Annotated in this window: 21 protein-coding genes and 1 pseudogene; 14 read left to right on the top strand and 8 right to left on the bottom strand. The window is 70.1% G+C overall.

All coding sequences use genetic code 11. The features are described from left to right. Window positions 1–6 precede the first annotated feature (6 nt). The 7 genes and pseudogenes from ACVDFE_RS34740 to ACVDFE_RS34710 all read left to right on the top strand — a co-directional run bounded on the left by ACVDFE_RS34740 (window position 7) and on the right by ACVDFE_RS34710 (window position 8389). A complete protein-coding gene (locus ACVDFE_RS34740; protein WP_458433439.1) occupies window positions 7–1044 on the top strand; it encodes a hypothetical protein in 1038 nt (345 codons plus the stop codon). A 526-nt stretch (window positions 1045–1570) separates the two neighbouring features. Beyond that, window positions 1571–2548, top strand: a complete 978-nt coding sequence (locus tag ACVDFE_RS34735; protein ID WP_360398705.1) for an ABC transporter permease — start codon at window positions 1571–1573, stop codon at window positions 2546–2548. A gap of 14 nt (window positions 2549–2562) precedes the next feature. Then, window positions 2563–3543 (top strand): ABC transporter permease, encoded by a 981-nt coding sequence (locus ACVDFE_RS34730; RefSeq protein WP_360398703.1) that lies wholly within the window; start codon window positions 2563–2565, stop codon window positions 3541–3543. Next, window positions 3540–3767, top strand: a pseudogene (locus ACVDFE_RS34725) (ATP-binding cassette domain-containing protein); the annotation flags it as partial. The gene ACVDFE_RS34730 and the pseudogene ACVDFE_RS34725, both read left to right, overlap by 4 nt. Before the next feature lie 97 nt (window positions 3768–3864). Next, window positions 3865–5670 (top strand): dipeptide ABC transporter ATP-binding protein, encoded by a 1806-nt coding sequence (locus tag ACVDFE_RS34720; protein WP_458433438.1) that lies wholly within the window; start codon window positions 3865–3867, stop codon window positions 5668–5670. Between the two features lie 77 nt (window positions 5671–5747). After that, window positions 5748–7439: an ABC transporter family substrate-binding protein gene (locus ACVDFE_RS34715; protein WP_360398699.1), complete on the top strand. Its 1692-nt coding sequence runs from the start codon at window positions 5748–5750 to the stop codon at window positions 7437–7439. 89 nt (window positions 7440–7528) lie between these two features. Continuing rightward, window positions 7529–8389, top strand: coding sequence for a hypothetical protein (locus ACVDFE_RS34710; RefSeq protein ID WP_458433437.1), 861 nt, complete (start codon window positions 7529–7531; stop codon window positions 8387–8389). A gap of 5 nt (window positions 8390–8394) precedes the next feature. Here the strand turns inward: ACVDFE_RS34710 and ACVDFE_RS34705 are convergent, their stop codons facing one another. From ACVDFE_RS34705 to ACVDFE_RS34695, 3 genes are read right to left on the bottom strand one after another with little or no spacing between them, the layout of a single operon-like run. Continuing rightward, entirely contained in the window at window positions 8395–9312 is a 918-nt protein-coding gene (locus ACVDFE_RS34705; protein WP_458433436.1) for a DNA polymerase domain-containing protein, read from the bottom strand. Beyond that, window positions 9302–10246 carry a non-homologous end-joining DNA ligase gene (gene ligD / locus ACVDFE_RS34700; protein WP_360398693.1) on the bottom strand — a complete coding sequence of 315 codons (945 nt, stop codon included), beginning with the start codon at window positions 10244–10246 and terminating at the stop codon, window positions 9302–9304. Before ligD ends, ACVDFE_RS34705 begins: the two co-directional genes overlap by 11 nt. A 56-nt stretch (window positions 10247–10302) precedes the next feature. After that, the gene (locus tag ACVDFE_RS34695; protein WP_360398876.1) at window positions 10303–10668 is read right to left on the bottom strand and encodes a DUF5997 family protein; all 366 of its coding nucleotides are present in this window, start codon (window positions 10666–10668) and stop codon (window positions 10303–10305) included. Window positions 10669–10742: 74 nt separating this feature from the next. Between ACVDFE_RS34695 and ACVDFE_RS34690 the strand changes: the two genes are divergently transcribed. After that, the gene (locus tag ACVDFE_RS34690) at window positions 10743–11489 is read left to right on the top strand and encodes a LysR substrate-binding domain-containing protein (RefSeq protein ID WP_458433435.1); all 747 of its coding nucleotides are present in this window, start codon (window positions 10743–10745) and stop codon (window positions 11487–11489) included. 59 nt (window positions 11490–11548) lie between these two features. Here the strand turns inward: ACVDFE_RS34690 and ACVDFE_RS34685 are convergent, their stop codons facing one another. Next, window positions 11549–11971, bottom strand: a complete 423-nt coding sequence (locus ACVDFE_RS34685; RefSeq protein WP_458433434.1) for a YciI family protein — start codon at window positions 11969–11971, stop codon at window positions 11549–11551. 131 nt (window positions 11972–12102) lie between these two features. Between ACVDFE_RS34685 and ACVDFE_RS34680 the strand changes: the two genes are divergently transcribed. Further along, a complete protein-coding gene (locus ACVDFE_RS34680) occupies window positions 12103–12495 on the top strand; it encodes a CoA-binding protein (protein WP_458433433.1) in 393 nt (130 codons plus the stop codon). Window positions 12496–12574: 79 nt separating this feature from the next. After that, window positions 12575–13468 carry a streptomycin biosynthesis protein gene (locus tag ACVDFE_RS34675; protein WP_458433432.1) on the top strand — a complete coding sequence of 298 codons (894 nt, stop codon included), beginning with the start codon at window positions 12575–12577 and terminating at the stop codon, window positions 13466–13468. A 15-nt stretch (window positions 13469–13483) separates the two neighbouring features. On the opposite strand, the gene ACVDFE_RS34670 is transcribed toward ACVDFE_RS34675, so the two are convergent. Beyond that, complete coding sequence (locus ACVDFE_RS34670; protein WP_458433431.1) at window positions 13484–14581, bottom strand: helix-turn-helix domain-containing protein; 1098 nt, start codon at window positions 14579–14581, stop codon at window positions 13484–13486. 130 nt (window positions 14582–14711) lie between these two features. Between ACVDFE_RS34670 and ACVDFE_RS34665 the strand changes: the two genes are divergently transcribed. Beyond that, on the top strand, window positions 14712–15296 hold the full coding sequence (locus tag ACVDFE_RS34665; RefSeq protein WP_360398681.1) for an NUDIX hydrolase: 585 nt from the start codon (window positions 14712–14714) through the stop codon (window positions 15294–15296). A 324-nt stretch (window positions 15297–15620) separates the two neighbouring features. On the opposite strand, the gene ACVDFE_RS34660 is transcribed toward ACVDFE_RS34665, so the two are convergent. Further along, complete coding sequence (locus ACVDFE_RS34660) at window positions 15621–15872, bottom strand: hypothetical protein (RefSeq protein ID WP_458433430.1); 252 nt, start codon at window positions 15870–15872, stop codon at window positions 15621–15623. A gap of 349 nt (window positions 15873–16221) precedes the next feature. On the opposite strand from ACVDFE_RS34660, the gene ACVDFE_RS34655 reads away from it, so the two are divergent. Both ACVDFE_RS34655 and ACVDFE_RS34650 read left to right on the top strand, forming a co-directional pair. Beyond that, window positions 16222–16578 carry a hypothetical protein gene (locus ACVDFE_RS34655; RefSeq protein WP_458433429.1) on the top strand — a complete coding sequence of 119 codons (357 nt, stop codon included), beginning with the start codon at window positions 16222–16224 and terminating at the stop codon, window positions 16576–16578. 254 nt (window positions 16579–16832) lie between these two features. Then, window positions 16833–18659, top strand: a complete 1827-nt coding sequence (locus tag ACVDFE_RS34650) for a S8 family serine peptidase (RefSeq protein ID WP_458433428.1) — start codon at window positions 16833–16835, stop codon at window positions 18657–18659. Between the two features lie 324 nt (window positions 18660–18983). Here ACVDFE_RS34650 and ACVDFE_RS34645 read toward each other — a convergent pair whose 3' ends face one another. Together ACVDFE_RS34645 and ACVDFE_RS34640 are read right to left on the bottom strand one after the other, a co-directional pair. Then, entirely contained in the window at window positions 18984–19604 is a 621-nt protein-coding gene (locus tag ACVDFE_RS34645) for an L-threonylcarbamoyladenylate synthase (protein WP_458433427.1), read from the bottom strand. A 20-nt stretch (window positions 19605–19624) separates the two neighbouring features. Then, a complete protein-coding gene (locus ACVDFE_RS34640; RefSeq protein WP_360398673.1) occupies window positions 19625–20806 on the bottom strand; it encodes a zinc-dependent alcohol dehydrogenase in 1182 nt (393 codons plus the stop codon). Window positions 20807–20882: 76 nt separating this feature from the next. On the opposite strand from ACVDFE_RS34640, the gene ACVDFE_RS34635 reads away from it, so the two are divergent. Next, window positions 20883–22529 (top strand): glutamate--tRNA ligase, encoded by a 1647-nt coding sequence (locus tag ACVDFE_RS34635; RefSeq protein WP_458433426.1) that lies wholly within the window; start codon window positions 20883–20885, stop codon window positions 22527–22529. Window positions 22530–22660 lie beyond the last annotated feature (131 nt).

The raw sequence follows: 22660 nt of genomic DNA, 5'->3' as shown, positions 1-22660 counted from the left end.
ACGCCCATGCGCAGGTTGGTGCTCGTGGTTCTGCTGGTGCTCACCGGGTGCTCCGGCACCGCGGCGAACGGGGTCGAGCTGGTCCGCGTGGACCTGACCGCGACCCCGGAAGCCTTGGCGCCGCACGGGGACGCGCTGCTCGTCGGCACGCGGCCCAGCGACCACCCCGAGCTGGTGCTGCGCGCGAAGGACGGCACCCAGAGCGCCGTCCGCCTCACGCCGGCCACCCCGTACGGCAAGGAGGCGCACTGGTACGGGCTCACGTCCGACGGCCGGGACGTCTTCGGCGTCGGCGGTGAACGCGGCGGCGCGCACGGCAACGTCCGGTGGAGCGCGTGGACCGGTGACGGCCGCCAGATCGCCGAGCAGCCGCAGGGCTTCAGCACGTTCGGCGGGTACGGGGCGGGGGAGCTGCTCACCGTCGTCGGCACCGCGACCGGCCCGCGGATCATCGGCAGCTGGCAGAGCGCGAAGGCCGGTCTCGACATCGCCACCTGGACCTACGGCGCCGGTACGTGGACCCGCGAACCCAGCGCGGGCACGGTCCTGGAGAGCTCGCAGGAGCTGCTGAAGTTCCCGATGGCGGCCACCTCGACGGACGACGGCGGTGCGCTCGTCGTCGGCTGGCAGACCGGCGGCGGCAGCACCGGTGCCGCGGTCTGGCGGTTCGACGGCGGCACCTGGACCACCGCGACCCTCCCCGACGGTGACGCCGCGCTCGCCGCGCGCTGCTGGGACGGCACCTGCCACGTCGTCGGCCGCAGCGGCGGGAAGCTCGCGTGGTGGCAGGGGTCGCAGGCCGAGCCCGCGGGGTGGCGGAAGGTCTCCACGCCCGACGTCCCGGTGGGCGACCGCGACGACCTCGCGCCACCGGTGCCGGTCAACGGCGTCCCGACGCTGTTCGTCGACCACGGCGGCGTCAAGCTCGTGTCCGAACGGGACGAGCGGCCCGCCGACGGGCCCACCGGGAAGGTCAGCGCCGCCGCGGTGGCGGGTGAGCAGGTGTTCGTGATCGCGGGCGACCGCCTGTGGCGGCTGGCTTGACCCGCGCGCCACACCGCGCGTCACGCCTCACCGCTGGCCCACCTGGAGGCGGTGCGGTTGCGGCCACGGGACGACCGGCTCGCGGGCGGAGTGGCGGAGCCACCGGTGGGCCGCCCGGCGGCACCCGCTGGGCCTGATCGATCCAGTCACTCCGGACACCCGAATAGCTCCGCTGTGTGATGCCGGGTTTGCGATGACATTGCGCTGCTTGTCCCACGTCTTCCGGTCAATGCATTCACCCGGATGCGGCATGTCGATCCGTGCCGAGACAGAACAAGCCCGGGAATACAGCGATCTGGACGCACAATGGTCACGCTTGGACACACAATTGCCGAGAGTCAACTGTTGATGTGGCTGATCGGCCGTCCTTTGCCGCTGACGTGGGCGACTATGGCCCGGTCAGTGGGCCCCCGCGAATGGTGGGGGTGGGCGGCGGTCCGCCAGAACGGCGGTTAATCTCGTGCAACTCGTCCACTGCAATCCAGTGCGCCGACGTCGCAACCACCGGGGAGAGGACTGAACACGGGTGGCCGGATTTCTGTTGCGGCGGTTGGTCAACTACGTGGTGCTCGCCCTCGTGGCGACGTTCCTCGCGTTCACGTTGGCCTCCGTCACGTTCGACCCGATCGGGGTGCTGCAGCAGCGCAACCCCCCGCCGCCGGCAGCCACGATCGAGGCGAAGAAGAGAGACCTCCACCTGGACCAGCCGATCCCGCAGCGGTTCGTGACGTGGATGAGCGGGGTCGTGCAGGGTGACTTCGGCAAGACGGTCACCGACCGGCCGATCACGGAGGAGCTGGGCCGGCGCGTCGGCGTGAGCCTGCGGCTGTTCCTGCTGGGCATCACGATCGGCATCCTGTTCGGCGTGCTGCTGGGCGTCGTGAGCGCCATCCGGCAGTACAAGTTCAGCGACTACTTCGCGACCCTCTTCAGCTTCATACTGCTGTCCACGCCGGTGTTCGTGCTGGGCAACCTGCTCAAGATCGGCGCACAGGACCTCAACGAGGCGGTCGGCAGCAACGTGCTGCTGTTCGTCGGCGAGACGACGCCGAACTTCGAGGGCAGCTGGTTCGAGCACTTCTGGGACCGGATGCAGCACCTGATCCTGCCGACGCTGACGATCGCGCTCGGCCAGATCGCCTACTACAGCCGCTACCAGCGCTCGTCGATGCTCGACGTGCTGGGCAGCGACTTCCTGCGCACCGCGCAGGCCAAGGGGCTCACCCGCAGGCGGGCGCTGTTCAAGCACGGCCTGCGCACGGCGCTCATCCCGATGGCGACGCTGTTCGCGTTCGGGTTCGGCCTGCTCGTCGTCGGCGGCACGTTCACGGAGACGATCTTCAACTGGTTCGGCATGGGCCACTGGCTGGTCGAGGGGATCTCGAAGCAGGACACGAACGTCACCGCGACGGTCACCCTGTTCGTGGCGGTCTGCGTGCTGTTCTCCGGCTGGCTGGCCGACGTCCTGTACGCCGCACTCGACCCCCGCATCCGGGTCAACTAGAAGAGGACGACGACGTGACCGTGATCCTCAACGAGGGCGACTCCGCGGGAACCTCCGGCGCCGCCTCCGGCAGCCCGGTGGACGCCGCTCCGGACCCCGGCAAGGCGATGACCCGCGGCAAGCTGGTGTTCATCCGCTTCAAGCGCAACAAGCTGGCGCTGGTCGGGCTCGGCATCATCGTGGTGCTGTACCTGATGGCGTTCGTCAGCCCGTTCTTCTCGCAGTGGAGCTACACCGACCGCGACTACACCGCGTTCCTGCAGCCGCCCTACAACGAGCACATCTTCGGCACCGACAACATCGGCACCGACATGTTCGCGCAGGTGATGCGCGGGCTGCAGAAGTCGTTGATCATCGGCATGCTGGTGGCGCTCATCTCCACCACCGTCGCCGCGATCATCGGCGCGACCGCCGGGTACTTCCTCGGCGTCGCCGACCGCGCGCTCATGTGGGTCGTCGACCTGCTGCTGGTGCTGCCGTCGTTCCTGATCATCGCGATCCTCAGCCCGCTGTTCCGCGGCGAGTCGTGGTGGCTGCTGGTGTTCATGCTGGCGGCGTTCCAGTGGATGATCACCGCGCGGATCGTGCGCGGCATGACGCTGACGCTCAAGGAACGCGAGTTCGTCAAGGCGGCCAAGTTCATGGGCCAGCCGGCGCGCACGATCATCGCCAAGCACATCGTGCCGAACATGGCGTCGCTGCTGATCATCGACGCGACCATCAACGTCGGGTCGGCCGTGCTCGCCGAGACGGGCCTGAGCTACTTCGGGTTCGGCGTCCAGTCGCCCGACGTCTCGCTCGGCACCCTGATCGGTTCCGCGTCGCAGTCCGCGACCACCTTCCCGTGGCTGTTCCTGTTCCCGGCGGGCTTCCTCGTCGTGTTCGTGCTGGCGGTCAACTGGGTCGGCGACGGTCTGCGCGACGCGCTCGACCCGACCTCCACGCGCGTGCGCAAGCGCGAGAAGAAGGACAGCAAGGAGAAGGCGTCCCGATGACCACCTCGGAGATCCAGTTCGACTCGCCGGCCGGTCCGGCGGCCGTCGGGCCGGTGCTGCAGGTCGAGGACCTGCACGTGTCCTTCCCCAGCGAGGCCGGTCGCGTGCAGGCCGTGCGCGGCCTGAGCTACCAGGTCTCGCCCGGTGAGGTGCTCGGCATCGTCGGCGAGTCCGGCTCCGGCAAGTCCGTGTCGTCGCTCGCCGTGATGGGCCTGCTGCCGTCCTCGGCGCGCATCACCGGTTCCATCAGGTTCCAGGGCCGCGAGCTGCATCGGCCGCACCGACACCGAGCTGTCGAAGATCCGCGGCCGGCGCGTCTCGATGGTGTTCCAGGACCCGCTGTCGGCGCTGACGCCCGTCTACACCGTCGGCGACCAGATCGCCGAGGCGATCCTGGTGCACCGCAGGGGCGCCGTGTCGAAGCAGGCCGCGGCCAAGCGCGCGGTCGAGCTGCTCGACCTGGTCGGCATCCCGAACGCCGCGGAGCGCGCCAAGGCGTTCCCGCACGAGTTCTCCGGCGGCATGCGGCAGCGCGCGGTGATCGCCATGGCGATCGCCAACGACCCCGACCTGATCATCGCCGACGAGCCGACCACCGCGCTCGACGTGACGGTGCAGGCGCAGGTGCTGCAACTGCTCAAGACCGCGCAGGAGGTCACCGGCGCGGGCATCGTGCTCATCACCCACGACCTCGGCGTGGTCGCCGGGTTCGCGGACCGGCTGATGGTCATGTACGCGGGCCGCGCCGTCGAGACCGGCCTGGTCGACGAGATCTACCAGCGGCCGCGCATGCCGTACACGCTCGGCCTGCTCGGCTCGATCCCGCGCCTGGACGTCGGCGAGAAGCAGGCGCTGGTGCCGATCGTGGGCCAGCCGCCCGCGCTCACGGACCTCCCCCCGGGGTGCCCGTTCGCGCCGCGCTGTCCGATGGTCGTTGACGCCTGCCACACCGCCGAGCCGCCGCTGATCGACGTGGACGGCTCGCCAGAGCACCAGGCCGCGTGCATCCGCACCGGCGAGATCGCGGCGACCGACGCCGAGGGCGCGGAGGCCGCGGCGGAGATCTACGGCGCCGAGGTCGTCGAAGAGGCCGAGATCGCCAAGGTGCCGCGCGAGCAGCGCGACGTCGTGCTGGGCCTCGACGAGCTGGTCAAGGAGTACGCGGTCACCAAGGGCGTGGTGTTCAAGCGCCGCGTCGGCACCGTGCACGCCGTCGACGGCATCACGTTCGACATCCGCGAGGGCGAGACCCTGGGCCTCGTCGGCGAGTCGGGCTGCGGCAAGACCACGACGCTGATGGAGATCCTCGGCCTCGAGAAGCCCATGAGCGGCGGCATCTCCGTGCTCGGGCGGGACGTGGCGTCCCTGGACGCCAAGCGCCGCTTCGAGATCCGCAGGGACATGTCCGTCGTGTTCCAGGACCCGATGGCCTCGCTCGACCCGCGCTTGCCGATCTACGACATCATCGCCGAGCCGATGCAGGTGCACGGCTACGGCAAGTCCGACATCGCCCGCCGGGTGCCGGAGCTGATGTCGCTCGTCGGACTGCGGCCCGAGGTCGTGTCGCGCTACCCCGGCGAGTTCTCCGGCGGCCAGCGCCAGCGCATCGGCATCGCGCGCGCCCTCGCTCTGGAGCCCAAGCTCGTCGTGCTCGACGAGCCGGTCTCCGCGCTCGACGTCTCCATCCAGGCCGGTGTCATCAACCTGCTGGAGGAGCTGAAGTCCAAGCTCGGACTGGCCTACCTGTTCGTGGCGCACGACCTGTCGGTGGTGCGCCACATCGCGGACCGGGTGGCCGTGATGTACCTGGGGAAGATCGTCGAGATCGGCGAGGTGGACTCGGTGTTCGACGCACCGCGCCACCCGTACACGCAGGCGCTGCTGTCGGCGATCCCGATCCCGGACCCCGTCAAGGAACGCCAGCGCGAGCGCATCATCCTCACCGGCGACCTGCCGAGCCCGGCGAACCCGCCGTCCGGCTGCCGGTTCCGCACCCGGTGCTTCCTGCACGCCTCGCTGCCTCCCGAGAAGCAGCGCACGTGCATCGAGCTGGAACCGCCGCGCGAGGTCCAGGCAGCCGACCACGAGGCCGCCTGCCACTTCGCCCAGATTCGACAGGTCCTCTGATGGCTCAGGTGACCTGCGTGCACGAAGGAACAGTGTCCCCGGCAACTGGTGTCCGGGCACGAGGGAGGTTCACGACAGTGAGTCGACGTACCAAGGTGGGAGCGGCCGCACTGGTCGCGGTCGCCCTCACGCTTACGGCGTGTGGGGGGCCCGCTAAGAACGACACCGGGCTCAAGGGAACGGACCAGGCCGTCGGTCAGGCGGACATCAACCCGCAGGACGCGTCCAAGGTGAAGGACGGCGGCAACTTCAACTGGCCGATCACCTCGCTGGCGGACAACTGGAACAACTGGCAGCTCGACGGCACGAACGCCGACACGGACGTCATGCTCCGCACGTTCATGCCGAGCCTGTTCACGCAGAAGGCCGACTCGACCATCGAGGTCAACAAGGACTACCTGGAGGACGCGAAGCTCGCCTCCTCCGACCCGCAGGTCCTCGAGTTCAAGATCAACCCGAAGGCCAAGTGGTCGGACGGCACCGCGATCTCGTGGCAGGACTTCGAGTCCATGTGGAAGGCCCTCAACGGCACCAACAAGGCCTACGAGGTGTCGACCACCACGGGCTACGAGGACATCGAGAAGGTCGAGAAGGGCGCGACCGACCAGGACGTCAAGGTGACGTTCAAGAAGAAGTTCGCCGAGTGGAAGGGCATCTTCTCGCCCCTCTACCCGAAGGCGATGTTCGACTCGCCCGAGGTCTTCAACAAGGGCTGGGCCGACCAGCCGCAGACGACCGCCGGCCCGTTCAAGCTGGGCTCGATCGACCGCACCGCGAAGATCGTGACCGTCGTCCGCGACGCCAACTGGTGGGGCGAGAAGCCGAAGCTCGACTCGATCACGTTCCGCCAGGTCGACCGCACCGCCGGCCCTGACGCGTTCGCGAACGGCCAGATCGACTTCTACGACATCGGCTCGAACATCGACTACTTCCAGCGTGCCAAGACCACGCCGGGCGCCGTCATCCGCCAGGCCGTGTCGCCGGACTACTCGCACATCACGTTCAACGGTGCGGACACCTCGATCCTCAAGGACGCCAAGCTCCGCGTCGCGCTGATGAAGGCCATCGACACCAAGACGATCGCCAAGGCGCTGCTCGGCCAGATGCTCAAGGGCGAGCCGCAGGTCGTCGGCAACCACTTCTTCCTGATCGGCTCGAAGGAGTACAAGGACAACTCGGCCGTCGCCGCGTTCGACAAGGAAGCCGCGAAGAAGCAGCTCGACGAGCTGGGCTGGAAGCTCGAGGGTGAGACCCGGAAGAAGGACGGCAAGGAGCTCGTCATCCGGTACATCATCCCGACCCCGAACCCGGTGTCGGACAACATCTCGAAGCTGGTCCAGACGCAGCTGAAGGACGTCGGCGCCAAGGTCGACATCCAGGCCGTGCCGAGCGCCGACTACTTCAAGCAGTACGTGAACGTCGGCAACTTCGACATGACCGGCTTCCGCTGGCTGTCCTCGGCCTCGCCGATCTCGGACAGCAAGGGCATCTACTTCCTCGACCAGGCCAGCACCAACCAGAACTACGGCCGCATCGGTTCCGAGGAGATCAACAAGCTGCTCGAGCAGGCCAACGGTGAGCTCGACGACGCCAAGCGCTTCGAGATCGCCAACGAGGCGGACAAGAAGATCTGGGAGGCGGGCCACCAGCTGCCCCTCTACCAGTCGCCCGGCGCCGTCGCGGTCCGCGACACCGTGGCGAACTTCGGTGCCGTCGCGTACGCGAACCGCCCGTACGACTACATCCACATGGGCTTCATCCAGAAGTGACCCGGCTGTAGGTGCTCGGTTGCAGTAAGGCCCGAACGGCCCGGTGGGTCTCCCCGCCGGGCCGTTCGCTTTGCCCGTAGGAGTTTCCTGTGCGCGTCCGCGCTTTGCGTCATGGTCTCGTCGCCACCGGTGTGGTGCTGCTCGTGTGCGGCGTGGTCGCCCTGTTCTCGTGGCTGTCCTACACGGACAAACGCGCGGAGCTGGCGTCGCTGACCTCCCGTGCCATCGCCGACGTCGTGTCCTATTCGGACGGTTACGTGGACGTCCGCTGGCCGTCCGGTTCGGCGCGGGTGGCTTACTCCTCCGGGGACAAGCTGGTCGGCCGGCAGGCGCAGGTCGCCTACGACCCGGCCGACCCGTCGCGGGCGGTGCTGCCGGGGTCGGACCTGCTGGTGGACACGGACCGCGCGCTGGGCGGCGTGACGTTCCCCGCCGCGGTGGCGGTGCTGGTCGTGCTGGCCGGTGCGGTGCGGGTGCTGCTCGCCTCCCGCCGCGGTGCGCCGGAAGCGGTGACCGTGCGGCGGATCCGGGTGCAGTCAGGGCTGATGGTGCGGTCGTGGCTGGAGCTCGACGGCCCCACCGAGCGGTGGGTGCCCGTGTACTACGACCCGGTGCTCGTGACGCTGCCGTCGCCGTCGGCCGGGGAGCGGCGCGGGCGGGTGTTCGTCCTGGACGGGGTGGCGGTGTACCCGTCGGGGCGGGTGGTGACGCGGCACCCGCGGGGACGGCGCGTGGACAACCCGGTGCGGCCGGACGCCGAGACCGTCGGGGTGCGCGGGGTGTGGGCGCAGCTGCGGGTCGACTCGGTGTTCTTCGCCCCGGCACCGTTCGTCGGGCTGTTCTGGGCCTACCTGGACGACAGCGGGTTCTTCGGGTGGGTCACGGCCACGGTGGTCGCCGGGGCCCTCGGGCTGTGGTGGGGCGCCTTCCGCGGGTCCGACCCGTCGTAGCGCGGCTACTCGCCCGCCTGCTCCGCCGCCCGCTTCCGCCGCTTCCCCTCGTGCATCGCCACGACCCTGGCCACCGGGATCTCGTGCCCCTCGGCCACGAGGTCCGCGGGCAGTTGCTGCGGTGCGGGCATGAGCGACGTCCACGGATCGCCCTCGAACCGGCTGCGGACGGTGAAGTCGGCCGGGGTCACGTCGGCCAGCGACTCCCAGGGCACCGGGAACGAGATCGGCAGGCCCTCGCGCAACCGCGGGCTGTAGGCGGCGACCACCGTGGCGCCCCACGCGCGGGTCGAGTCGAGGAAGACCTTGCCGCCGCGTTCCGCGCGGATGTACGCCGTGGTCGCGAGAGCGGGGTCGAGCTTCTCGGCGCGCGCGGCTAGGGCGCGGGTGGCGGCGGCGACGTCGTCGGGGTCGTGGGGGAGCAGGGGGACGAAGACGTGGACGCCCTTGGCGCCGCTCGTCTTCACCAGGCCGGAGAGACCGGCCGCCGCCAGTGCCTCGCGGATCAGGAACGCCGACCGCACGACCACGTCGAAGCCCGCGTCCTCCGGCGGGTCGACGTCGAGGACCAGGTGCGTCTGGTGCTCACCGGCGGACAGCGGGACGTGGTACTCGACGGCCCGCTGGTTGGCGAACCACATCAGCGTCCGCTCGTCGTCGCACAGCGCGTACCGGATCGAGCGGTGGGAGGCCTCCGCCCAGACCGAGGTGGTCTTGACGAACGACGGCGTGTACTTCGGGACGTTCTTCTGCATGAAGGGGTCCTGGCCGCGCAGGACCCGCCACACCGACAGCGGGCGGCCGGCGAGGATCGGGACGAAGCGGTCGGCGACGAAGCCCAGGTAGTCGACGAGGTCGGCCTTGACGGTGCCGCCGAAGAGCGGTTGGTCGAGGCTCGTGAACTTCACGGCGTCACTGCTCATCGGGGACCTCGAGCTCGTCACGGGCTGCCCACTCCAGCAGGGGTTCGATGGACCACACCGCGTCGTCGATGCCGGCGTGCAGGTCACCCAGCTCCGCGAACCGGGCGGGGACGGTGGCGATGGTGAACTCGCGCGGGTCCACGTCCGGGATCTCGTCCCAGCGGACCGGGGTCGAGACCGTGGCCTCCGGGTGGCCGCGGACCGAGTAGGCGCTGGCGATCGTGCGGTCACGGGTGTTCTGGTTGTAGTCGACGAACACCAGGGACGGATCGCGGTCCTTGCGCCACCAGGTGGTCTCGACGTCGTCGGGCGCGCGGCGCTCCACCTCGTGCGCGAACGCCAGCGCGGCCTTGCGGACGTCCTGGAAGCCGAAGGACGGCTTGATGCGCACGTAGACGTGCAAGCCCTTCGAACCCGACGTCTTCGGGAAACCCACCGCGCCCAGCTCGGCGAGCACCTCCTGCACCACCAGGGCGACGCGGCGCACGCGGTCGAACGGGCACGTTGGCCCGGGGTCGAGGTCGATGCGCCACTCGTCGGGCTTCTCCGTGTCGGCCGCGCGGGAGTTCCACGGGTGGAACTCCACTGTGGACATCTGCACCGCCCAGATGACGTCGGCGAGGTGGGAGACGCACAGCTCGTCCGCGTGCCGGTTGTAGCGCGGGAAGTGCACCCGCACCGTGCGGACCCACGGCGGCGCACCGTGCGGAAGGCGTTTCTGGTGCACCTTCTCGCCGGTGACGCCCTCGGGGAAGCGGTGCAGCATGCACGGGCGTTCCCGCAGGGCGCGGACGATGCCGTCGCCGACGGACAGGTAGTACCGCGCGAGGTCCAGCTTCGTCTCCCCGCGTGCGGGGAAGTAGACGCGGTCGGGGTTGGAGATCCGCACGACGCGGTCCTCCACCTCGAGCTCCACAGCCGGGGACTTGCCCATGCCGTTCAACCTAACCGCTCGGAGCGGTTTCTTCAGCGGGAACGGCGGGGCGGCTCCTAGGCCTCGGCGTCCGCCTCCAGACGGGCCTTCTCCGCCAGCCGCGCCTCCTCGGCCTTGAACTCGGCGTAGGTGGCGCGCTCGCGCACCAGCCAGTCCGGGTTCTCCTCCTTGATCGCGGTGATCTGCTCGGTGGTCAGCGCCTCGGTGATGCCCGCGCGCACGAGGCCCGACGTCGAGATGCCGAGCTTCTGCGCGATCAGCTGCTTGGGGTGCGGGCCGTTGCGGCGCAGGTCTCGCAGCCACTCCGGCGGGTTCGCCTGCATCTCGTCCAGCTGGTCGCGCGAGACGACGCCGGCCCGGAACTCCTCGGGCGTCGCCTCCAGGTACACGCCGAGCTTCTTGGCGGCGGTGGCGGGCTTCATCGTCTGCTGCGACTTCATGCGCAAAGGGTAACCGGGTCGTTCGGCCACCCGGCGGACCAGGCTACTCTCGGGAGGTGACCGGCTCTTTCACGCTCGCGTACGTCCCAGGTGTGACGCCGGGCAAGTGGGCGCGGGTCTGGCAGGAACGCCTGCCGGAGACCCCTCTGCACCTCGTCCAGGTCCCCGTTGCCGAGGCCGCGGCCAAGGCGCGCGCGAAGGAGGCCGACGCCGTGCTGCTGCGGCTGCCCGGCGACCGCGAGGACCTGCACGCGATCCCGCTCTACACCGAGACCACGGTCGTCGTCGTCCCGAAGGACCACGAGCTCGCGGCCGCCGAGGAGCTGTCCCTGGCCGACCTGCGCGAGCACGTGCTGTGGCAGCCCGCCGACGACACCCTCCGCTGGGACGAGCAGCCGGGACAGGCGCCCGTCGAACGGCCGGAGACCACCGCGGCCGCCGTCGAGCTCGTGGCCGCGGGGGTGGGTCTGCTGGTCGTGCCGCAGTCGCTGGCCCGCCTGCACCACCGCAAGGACCTCAAGCACGTGCCGGTGCACGACGCACCGCAGTCGCGGGTCGCGCTGGCGTGGTTGATCGAGGACGAGAACCCCGAGCTGGTCGAGCACCTGATCGGCATCGTGCGCGGCCGCACGGTCAACAGCACCCGCGGTCCCGCCGCGGAACCGGCCGAGAAGCCGCGCAAGGCGGCGGCCCAGTCGAAGTCGCAGTCCCAGGCGCGGCAGTCCTCCGGGCAGCGCCAGTCCTCCGGGCAGCGGCAGCCGAAGAAGCCGGCCAAGAAGGGCGCGAAGACCCGGCGCCGCTAGGCCCGCGGCGTCCACACCGGACGGTGCGGCGGGCCGGGTGGGCCCGCCACGCGCCGCCGCTACTGGTTCTGCGCCGTGATCTGCTCGCGCAGCCGGTCCTCCTGCTCCCTGAGCTCCTGCGTCATGACCTCCTCGAACGCCTCCGCGCCGTGGATCTGCCGGATCTCGACCGAACCGCCGCGGAACGGCGCCTTCTTCAGCCACTCGACGGCGTCGGTGAGCGTGGGCAGCTCCCAGATCCAGAAGCCGGCGATCAGCTCCTTGGTCTCGGCGAAGGGGCCGTCGACCACGGTCGTCGCGCCCTTCTCGTCGAAGTGGACGCGGACGCCCTTCGCGCTGTCGTAGAGCCCCTCGCCCGCGAGCATCACGCCTGCCTTCACCAGCTCCTCGTTGAAGGCCCCCATCTCGGCGAGCTCGGCGGCGGTGGGCAGGACGCCGCTCTCGGACTCCTCGGACGCCTTGACGATGACCATGAAGCGCATGTCGGTCTCCTCGTGAACTCGGGTGTGCGTGCGTTTCTACCCACGCGTCGATCGGGCGGCGGTGGCTTTCGACAGCACGGACTCCATTGTGACCGGCGTCACAAATTGCGATGCGGGGCTAGGCTGGGCGCATGCGTGACGACGTCGAGTGGATTCTCGAGAACTGCCAGGTCTGGGCGATCGTCGGCCTGTCCGACAACCCGTCCCGCGCCGCCCACGGCGTTGCCCGCTTCCTGCAGCAGCGCGGCAAGAAGATCGTGCCCGTGCACCCGTCGGCCGAGACCGTCCACGGCGAACAGGGCTACGCCTCGCTGAAGGACATCCCGTTCGAGGTGGACGTCGTGGACGTGTTCCGGCGCTCCGAGGACGCGGGGCAGTTCGCCGACGAAGCCGTCGAGGTCGGTGCCAAAGCCGTGTGGTTCCAGCTCGGCGTGGTCGACGACCAGGCGTTCCGGCGCACCAAGGACGCGGGGCTGCGGATGGTCATGGACGTCTGCCCGGCGATCGAGTGGCGCTCGCGCTGACGCCTTGGCTACCCTGCGTTGTAGTCGTCTCCGGCACCTGGGGGTTCGGGGACACTGAGCCTGGGGGGCTTGTTCTGCCATGCGCGTTGACATCGACGTGCTGCAGCCCGCGGATTCTCCGCGCGTTGGCGGCTGCAGTGACGAGTTCGTCCGCCACCTGGCGTCCTCGGACGCCTCGATCCCACCGGTCGTCGTGCACCGGCCCTCGATGAGGGTCGTCGACGGCGTGCACCGGGTCAGGGCGGCGGCACTGCGCGGCTGGAGTTCGGTCGACGTCGAGTACGTCGACGGGACGGTCGAGGACGCGTTCGTCCTGTCCGTCGAGCTGAACCAGGCCACGCTGTCCACCGCCGACCGCGAGGCGGCGGCCCGACGGGTGCTGCGGTCGCACCCGCAGTGGTCCGACCGCTCGATCGCCGCCGTCACCGGTCTCGCGGCCAAGTCCGTCGGCGTCCTGCGCAGGGCCGTGGGCGGCCAGTCACCGAGCAGGGTCGGTCGCGACGGCAAGGTCCGCCCGGTCAACAGCGCCGCCGGCCGCCGGCTCGCGGGCCAGCTGATCCAGGACCGGCCGGGGGCGTCGTTGCGCGACGTCGCCCGCGCCGCCGGCGTGTCACCGGGGACGGTGCGGGACGTGCGGCGGCGGCTGAGCCAGGGCCTGGACCCGGTGCCCGAACGCATGCGCGCCGCCGAAAGGGCCGACGCCGTGGTGCCGCAGGTGCGCACCGAGGTGCGGGCACCGGGCGTGACGCTGCCGATCCTGCGCCGTGACCCGTCGCTGCGGTTCACCGAGCACGGCCGGCTGGTGCTGCGCTGGCTGGAGGCGCACGCCGTGTCGTCGGGGGAGTGGGCCGTGGTGGTGAACGGGGTGCCGTCGCACTGCCGTGAGCTGGTCGCGGACATGGCGCGCAGCTGCGCCGAGGCGTGGACCGAGATGGCCGACGCCCTGGAACGCGAAAACCGCGCCGCTGTGTGACCCCGCGCCGGACGGCTAGCCGGCGAAGAGGAGCTCCGCGATCTCCGCCGCCAGCTCCCGGCCCACCGCGGGACAGGAGCGGGTGAGCAGGTTGCTGAACGCCGTCAGGTCGATGTGCACGGTCGCCGACTGCACCTGCCGCACGTCGTCCAGCAACGCGGTCACGAGCTCGCACGCGTGCTCCAGGTCGCCCGCCGCCGCGTGGGCCAGCGCCCGCCGCAGCCCGAACCGGGTGCGGGCGCGCAACGCCGCCGGGGCGATCAGCGGCAGCTGCAGGTCGAGGATCGCGGCGGCCTCCGCGTGGCGGCCCAGGTCGTGGAACGCCCACGCCGTCGTGATCGCCACCTGGTCGACCAGGCTCGTCGAGCCGTACCGGATCTCGCCGCCCTGCTGCTGCAGCAGCAACGCGCGTTCCAGCGTCTCCTCACACCGCCGGGCGGCCCCGGCCAGCGCGTAGCCCTGCGCCTCCCGCAGCGCCGCCGCCCGCTGCACCGCCGGTGACCGCGACCGCCCGGCCCGGCGCGCGCGTTCGACCGTGGCGCGCGCGTCACCGCGGTACAGGGCGAACTCGGCGGACCGGACCAGCGCGAAGGCCTCCAGCTCCCGGTCACCGCCCTTGATCGCGTACTGCACCGCCTGGCGGGTCAGCTCCGCGGCCGCCGCCTCGTCGCCGTTCTCCTGCTCCATCCACCCCGCGTACTCGGCGTACCGCGCGGCCAGCAGCCACAGGCCCTGGCCCAGACCGGGGTCTCCGGCGGAGCGCGCCATCGTGCCCAGCGTGTCGACCTGCGGCCGCAGCCACTGCAGCACCGCCTCGGGGCTGGAGCGGTGACCGAGCATGCGGATGTTGCCGAACATCGCGTCGAACGTCAGCAGCACCGTGTCGTCAGTCGGGATCGGGCGGGCCGGCGCGTCGGCGAGCGCCGTCAACCGGCCGCCGGCGTGCAGGGCGTCCTCGAACACCCGCGCCATCTCCGGCGTCGGGCGGACCTGGCCGTTCTCTATCTTGCTCAGGTAGCTCTTGCTGTAGCGGACCTGTTCGGCGAGTCTGGTCAGCGACAGCCCGCGCTCGGTGCGCAGGCGCCGCACCTCCTGGGCGAACGTGGGCGACACCGGGCTCACCCCCTCCCCGCGCCAGTGTGTCGCGCCGCGCGCCCCACCGAGCCGAATGTCCACGATTTGGCCATTCATTGACGATCAACTGGGCGTATCTGGGACGGTTGGCGATGGTTCCATGTGAGGCATGGCTACGACGTGTCCCGACTCCTCCTCGGCTGGTGTGGTGATGGTCTGGCAGCGCTTGGCGACCAACGTGGTGCACCGTTCGCCGTGGTTCGAAGTCCGCAGCGACGACGTCGTCAGACCTGACGGCGGCCACGGCGTGTACACGCACGTGGTGGCGCCCGCGTCGGTGACGGTGCTGGCGATCCGCGACGACGACCAGGTCGTGCTGACCAGGCAGTGGATCTACACGCATAACGGCACGCAGTGGCGACTACCCGGCGGTGCCGTGGACGAGACCGACGCGGGTCCCGCCGAGGCGGCCGCCCGCGAGCTCGCCGAGGAGACCGGGCTGCACGCCGAGCGGTGGGAACGGCTCGGCCAGATCCACGGCGCGGACAGCCTGAGCAACCACGTCGACCACATCTTCCTGGCCACCGGCCTCACCCAGGGCCAGGCGTCCCTCGAACCCGGCGAGTCCGACCTGCGGGTGCGCACGATCCCGTTCCGGCACGCGCTCGAACTGGTCCAGCAGGGCATGCTCCCGCACGCCGGCAGCTCCCACGCGGTGCTCGTGATGGCACTGCGCCGCGCCACCGCGCACTAGGTGTTTCCTGATTCACCAGGAAACAGGAAACCCGTTCTCATCCGATCGGCCCGGTCGCATTCTTGTGGCACGCGAGAACAACAGACCGAAGTCAGTCGAAATGAGAAGGTGAATTAGCGATGAGAGTTCTGTGCTCACTCGCCACCGTGGTGAAGGTGGCCGCGATCTGCCTGCTGGTGGGATTCGTGGCCGGTAGTTTCCTCATCGTCTCGGTGATCTGACCCGACTTCGATCTGCGGTTCTCCCTTGCCGAAACAGGGAGGTGGAAACCGTGGAACCGCATTTCTTCGTTGAGCTCCTGTCCGCTCTGCTGGGCGTCTTCGCCTAGACCGGCGGACGTGGTGCCCACTGCACGCCGTAACCGCGGCCCTGACGGGGGTGTGAGAACTCCACGTCGATCTCACCGATCTCGTCGACGGGCAGCCTCGCGGGCCAGGGCGTCAGGTCGTCGGTGTCGCGGGCCAAGGCCTCGTCGACGCGCCACACCGACTCGGGCAGGTCGTTCCGGTCGAACCGCACCCGCAACCGGAACGACTCGCACATCCGCTCCGGCCAGAACACGTAGGTCGGACGCATCGACTGTCCCCGCGGCACCCTCACCTCCAGTGCGAACTGGTGCGTTTGCCCCGTGTTGAGGGGTCGGGGCAACCGCAGCTTCATGAGGAAGCGCCGCGGGGACGGTCGTTCGTGGCCGATGCAGCTCGACCCCGTGCAACACCTCGATGTCCAGGTCGCCCGGCGCGCCCTCGGGGGTCGGGGAGGGGATCGTGATGGACCAGGCGATCTCGTTCACGCCGTCGGTGTCGGCCACGACGGTCCGGCGCTCCGTGCAGGCCGGCGTCGGGCCGTCCAGCTTCAGCAGCGCCTCGAACTCCTTGACGTGCCACGACTCGGACGGTGCCGGGGGCGCCGTCGCCGGAGCCGGTTGCAGCGCCACCTCCACGAGGCGCTGCAAACCGGACTCCATCCTCCTGCGCACCGTGCGCGCGCCGCGGTCCTGCTGCCGCGCGAGCCAGTCGATGCGTTCGTTGAGGAACCGGTACTGCGCCTCGTCGTGCAGTCCGAGCGGCGCGAGAACGGCGTTGCGGACCTCCACCGGGAATCCGCGCACCGCGTTCGTCACCCACTCGCGCAGTTTCGTGCGCACGGTCTCCGCGCCGTCCGCCTCCGCGATGCCGCACACCTGGCGCAGCGCAGGACCGACGTGCACGTCGATTCCGGGAGTCTGCACACCGCGCCCGCGGCACAACGTGCGCAGTTCTTCCATCAACTGCTCAGGTGAGACAGACATCCATCCTCCGCGCGGATTTCAGTTCGCCGGACATGTCGGGCCCACCTGCTCCGGCGTTACTGCGGACGCACCCGTCCGGGTGAATGTGGATATCGACGGGCAAAGTGGCCGACCTACACCCTATGACAGATCATCTCCCGCCGAACGACTGATGCCCTGATCTCGTCGATCACGGTAACGTGCTGGTCACGGGCCTGGACTGCACCTCCTGTCCGGGCATCCCTGCCGATGTGGAGGTTCCTTTAGTGCTGCGCACAATTCTCTCCGCCGTATCAGTGTTCGCGCTGATCAGCGGTGCCACGCCCGCGGTCGCCGCACCGGTCGAGGGCGCATATCTGCTCCAGTTCCGCGACACGTTGTCCGACGCGCAACGCGTCCAGCTCAAGGGCCTCGGGGTCCGGCTCGGCGCGTTCGTGCAGGACGGCACCTACGTGGCGCGGATGACGAACACGGCGCGGATCGCCCGGTTGAGCTACGTGCGGGACCTGCGCCCGTTCGAGGCCCGGCCGCAGGTGGCCGCGCTGTCCGGGTCCGCCGCGTACCTGGTGACGCTCGTCGAGCAGAACGCCGACGACCAGAGGGCCGTCGCCGACAAGATCAAGGCGATCGGCGCGCGCGTCGACTCGATCTCGGCGAGCCGCGAGCACATCCTGGCCCACCTGGACGCGGGGCAGGCGGCGCAGGTCGCGAAGTTGCCGGCCGTGCTCGCCGTCGACCCGGTGTCCGCGCCGGAGACCGACATGGCGATCTCCCGCGAGTCGTCCGGTGCCAACTACGTCGAGGCCGCCGGCGGCTACCGCGGCCAGGGCGTGCGCGGCGAGGTGATGGACGGCGGGCTGCGCACCACGCACCAGGAGTTCAAGGCCCGCCCGCCGCTGATGCACACCGGCAACTCGTCGAGCACCTCGCACGGCACGTCGACCTACGGGCAGATCTTCGCCTCCGGCGTCTCGGCCGCGCAGCGCGGCGTGCTGCCGGAGGGCCAGGGCATCTTCGCCGTCTACAACTCCGGTGACCGCTACGCCCACACCGCGCAGCTCGTCGACCCGGCGGGGCAGTACCGGGCGGTGTTCCAGAGCAACAGCTGGGGCGACTCGCTCACCACCGCGTACACGTCGGTCTCGCAGCAGATGGACCGGATCGTGTTCGACCACGACATCCTGATCTGCCAGTCGCAGAGCAACGCCGGCACCCGCAGCTCACGCCCGCAGGCGTGGGCGAAGAACGTGCTGTCGGTCGGCGGCCACTACCACTACAACACCGCCTCGCGCGCCGACGACAAGTGGAACGGCGGCGCGTCGATCGGACCGGCCGCCGACGGCCGCATCAAGCCGGAGCTGTCGAACTTCTACGACCGCATCGACACCACGTCGTCCACCTCGGACACCTCCTACACCACGTCGTTCGGCGGCACGTCCGGCGCCACGCCGATCACCTGCGGCAACGCCGGCCTGCTGTTCCAGATGTGGGCCGACGGCGTGTTCGACGGCGGTCCCGGCAAGGGCCGTGACGTGTTCACCGCGCGCCCGCACGCGGCCACGGCCAAGGCGCTGCTGATCAACACCGCCGACCAGCACGCGTTCTCCGGCACCACGCACGACCAGACCCGCACCCACCAGGGCTGGGGCACCGCGTCCGTGCGCAACCTCTACGACCGCGCGAAGGCCGGCGGCTGGAAGCTCCCGGTGCTGGTCAACGAGACCGACCTGCTCACGACCGGCCAGTCGCGCAAGTACACCGTGACGTCGAACGGCCAGACGCCGTTGCGGGCCACCCTGGCCTACACCGACCCGGCCGGCTCGCCGACCGCGGCCAAGGCCACCGTCAACGACCTCACGCTCAAGGTCACCGCGCCCGACGGCACCGTCTACTACGGCAACAACGGCCTGCTGGCCGGCAACTGGTCGACGCCCGGCGGGTCCGCGAACACCGTCGACACCGTCGAGAACGTGCTCGTCCAGACGCCCGCCGCGGGCACCTGGACGGTCGAGGTGATCGCGACGGCGGTCAACGTCGACGGCCACCGCGAGACGGCCTCAACGGACGCCGACTACGCCCTCGTCGTCTCCTAAAGAGTGCACGCGGGGAGCTTCCGTACTCTCCTAGCGCACGAAAGGCCCCCGCGTGCGACATCACGCAAGCCCCGCGTGCGGCATCGCGCAAGGTGCACGCGGGGAGCTTTCGTACTCTCTGAGCGCACGGAAGGCCCCCGCGTGCGACAGCACGCAAGCCCCGCGTGCGCCATCACGCAAGGTGCACGCGGGGAGCTTTCGTACTCTCTGAGCGCACGAAAGGCCCCCGCGTGCGACAGCACGCGGGGGCCCCGCGTTCCCTTTTCGGGTCACGCGGGAGTCCCGCGTTCCCCTGGGGGGCACGCGGGGGCCCCGCGTGATACGTCACTCGAAGCGGGACGGGTCGCCGGCGCCGTAGCGGGTGATCTCGGGCTCGCCGTCGGAGAAGTCCACCACCGTGGTGGGCGTGGTGCCGCACTCACCGGAGTCGATCACCGCGTCCACCACGTGGTCGAGCCGTTCCTTGATCTCCCAGCCCTGCACCAGCGGCTCCGCCTCGTCGGGCAGCAGCAGGGTGGACGTCAGCAGCGGCTCACCCATCGCCTGCAGCAGCGCCTGCGTCACGATGTGGTCCGGGATGCGCGCACCCACCGTCTTCTTCTTCGGGTGCATCATCCGGCGCGGCACCTCCTTCGTGGCGGGCAGGATGAACGTGTAGCCGCCCGGCGTCGCCGCCTTGACCGCGCGGAACACCGCGTTGTCGACCTGCACGAACTGCCCGAGCTGCGCGAAGTTCTCGCACATCAGGGTGAAGTGGTGCTTGTCGTCGAGCTTGCGGATCGACCGGATCCGGTCGATGCCGTCCTTGTTGCCCAGACGGCAGCCCAGCGCGTAGCAGGAGTCGGTCGGGTACGCGATCAGGCCGTCCTCCTGCAAGATCCGCACGGCCTGGTCGATCGCGCGCTTCTGCGGGTTGTCCGGGTGGACGTCCAGGTACTTCGCCATGGCCGCGCAGTCTAGGCCGATCAAGGTTTGAGCAGCACTTTGACCATGCCGTCGGCCTTCTTCTGGAACGTCTCGTACGCCCGGGGCGCCTCGGCCAGCGGCAGCCGGTGCGTGGCGAAGTCGTCCACGCCCAGCGGGTCGCCGTCGGTCAGCAGTGGCAGGATCTCCGGCACCCAGCGCCACACGTTCGCCTGGCCCATGCGCAGCTGGACCTGCTTGTCGAACATGGTGAGCATGGGCATCGGGTCGGCCATGCCGCCGTAGACGCCGGAGATCGAGATGGTGCCACCGCGCCGCACGATCTCGATGGCGGTGTGCAGCGCCTTGAGCCGGTCCAGGCCCGCCTCGCGCATGAACTTCTGCGCGACCACGTCCGGCAGCAGGCCGGTGAACTGCTGCGCGGCCTTCGCGACCGGTGCGCCGTGGGCCTCCATGCCGACCGCGTCGATCACCGCGTCCGGCCCGCGACCGCCGGTGAGGTCCCTGACCACCTCGGCGATGCGCTTGCCGGCACCCCGCAGGTCGATCGTCTCGACGCCCCTGGCCTTGGCGCGGGCCAGCCGTTCGGGCACCAGGTCGATGCCGATCGCCCGCACGCCCCGGTGCATCGCGACCCGGCACGCCATGTCGCCGATCGGGCCGAGGCCCAGCACCGCGACCGTGCCGCCGTCCCGCACGCCCGCGTACTCGACCGCCTGCCACGCCGTGGGCAGCACGTCCGACAGGTACACGAACCGGTCGTCCGACGGGCCCTCCGGCACCTTGATCGGCAGGCTGTTGCCGAACGGAACCCGCAGGTACTCGGCCTGACCGCCGGGCACCTGGCCGTAGAGCTTCGTGTAGCCGAACAGGGCGGCACCGGACCCGTACTCGCGGACCTGCGTCGTCTCGCACTGCGACTGCAGCCCCTGGTCGCACATGAAGCAGTGGTTGCAGGAGACGTTGAACGGGATCACCACCCGGTCGCCGGGCTTGAGCTCGGTGACCTGGGCGCCCACCTCCTCGACGACGCCCATCGGCTCGTGCCCGAGGATGTCGCCCTCGGTGAGGAACGGCCCCAGCACCTCGTACAGGTGCAGGTCCGACCCGCAGATGCCGCTGGACGTGACCCTGACGATGACGTCCTCTGGTTCCTTGAGCGCCGGGTCGGGAACGTTGTCGACCCGGACGTCGCGTTTGCCGTGCCAAGTGACTGCCTTCATGCCCAGGGCGTTCCCCGGTCGTTCGCATTGATAACCTGGGACGACTCTCTTTCCCCGGTTTTGGAGACCCTCAGCGATGCTCGACCGTGCCGTCGTCGACGCCCTGTTCCCCTCGGACCTGCCCGAGCCGTCCCACTGGGAGGAGCAGTACCCGCCCCGCGGGCTGGCCGAAGGCGCCAAGGTCACCCGGCTGGGGCCGTCGCCGACCGGCTTCCTGCACATCGGCGGCCTGTACGTCGGCATGATCGACCGCGACATCGCCACCCACTCCGGTGGCTCCTACATCGTGCGCGTCGAGGACACCGACCAGGCCCGTGAGGTCGAGGGCGCCGTCGACCAGTTCAACCGGGCGTTCGCCTACTTCGGCATCCAGCCCGACGAGGCGGACTCCGTCGGCGCCTACGGCCCGTACCACCAGTCGCAGCGCGAGCAGGTCTACCTGACCTACGTGCGCGAACTGCTGCGCCAGGACAAGGCGTACCTCTGCTTCGCCACGAAGGAGGAGCTCGCCGACATCACCGCCCGCCAGCAGGCGACGAAGCTCCCGACCGGCTACTACGGCCGCTGGGCGCTGTGGCGCGACAAGACCGCCGAGGAGGTCCAGGAGGCCCTGGACGCCGGCCGCCCGTACGTCGTCCGCTTCCGCTCGCCGGGCAAGGCGGGGGAGCGCACCTCGTTCGTGGACGCGATCCGCGGTCAGCTGGAGCACGACGCCAACCGCAACGACGTGGTGGTCCTCAAGGCCTCCGACCAGTCGCCGCGCCTGCCCACCTACCACTTCGCGCACGCCGTCGACGACCACCTGATGCGCGTGAACCTGGTGATCCGCGGCGAGGAGTGGATCTCCTCGGTCCCCACCCACCTGCAGCTGTTCGACGCACTGGGCTTCGAGCGCGTCGAGTACGCCCACATCGCGCCGCTGATGAAGCAGCAGGGCGGCTCCCGCCGCAAGCTCTCCAAGCGCAAGGACCCCGAGGCCTCCGTCGAGTACTTCATCGAGGCGGGCTTCCCGGCGCAGGCCGTCCAGTACTACCTGCGCGGACTGGTCAACGCCCGCCTGGCCGAGCTGCCCCTGGCCGAGGCCCTCGAGTCGCCCCTGATGCTGGCCGAGTGCGGCGTCGCCGGCCCGCTGGTCGACCTCGTGAAGCTCGACGACATCTGCGCCGACTACGTCGCGACCCTGTCCGGCGAGGAGATCGTCGAGCGCATCTCGGTGTGGGCGGCCACGTACGACCCCGAGCTGGTCGAGGTGCTGTCGTCGTCGCGCGAGGAGGCACTGGCGGCCCTCCAGGTCGAGCGCGGCCCGGAGGTCTCGAACCCGCGCAAGGACCTCCGCAAGTGGTCCGACTTCCGCTCCGCCTACGGGTTCTTCTTCCCGTCGCTGTTCGAGCTGGTCACCGACCGCACCGACGAGCGCCTCGGCGGCCTGTCCCCGGAGCTGATCTCGGCCTTCGCCGCGGACTTCGCGGACGGCTACGCCGACCTCGAGGACGGGCAGGAGTGGTTCGGCCAGATCCGCGAGCTGGCCGGCAAGCACGGCTTCGCGCCGAACCCCAAGGAGTTCAAGAAGAACCCGGACGCCTACCCCGGCTCCATCAAGGAGGCGGCGCAGCTGGTCCGCGTCGCCCTGACCGGGTCGACCCGCAGCCCCGACCTGCACTCCGTCGCCCGCACGCTGGGCAAGGACGAGGTGCTGCGGCGGGTGCGCGCGCTCGCCGGCTGATCTTCGGCTGACAACGGCCCCCTGTTCCGGAAGGAGCCGGGGGCCGTTCGCTGTCCGGGCACGCACGTGCACACCCGCCCCACCTCAAAATCCTCGACCAAAATCCCACACGAACGCACAGCCCGGACAGT

The sequence above is a fragment of the Lentzea chajnantorensis genome, assembly GCF_054300775.1.
Note: the sequence above shows the minus strand (reverse complement) of the source record. Positions and strands in the feature narration are given on the sequence as shown.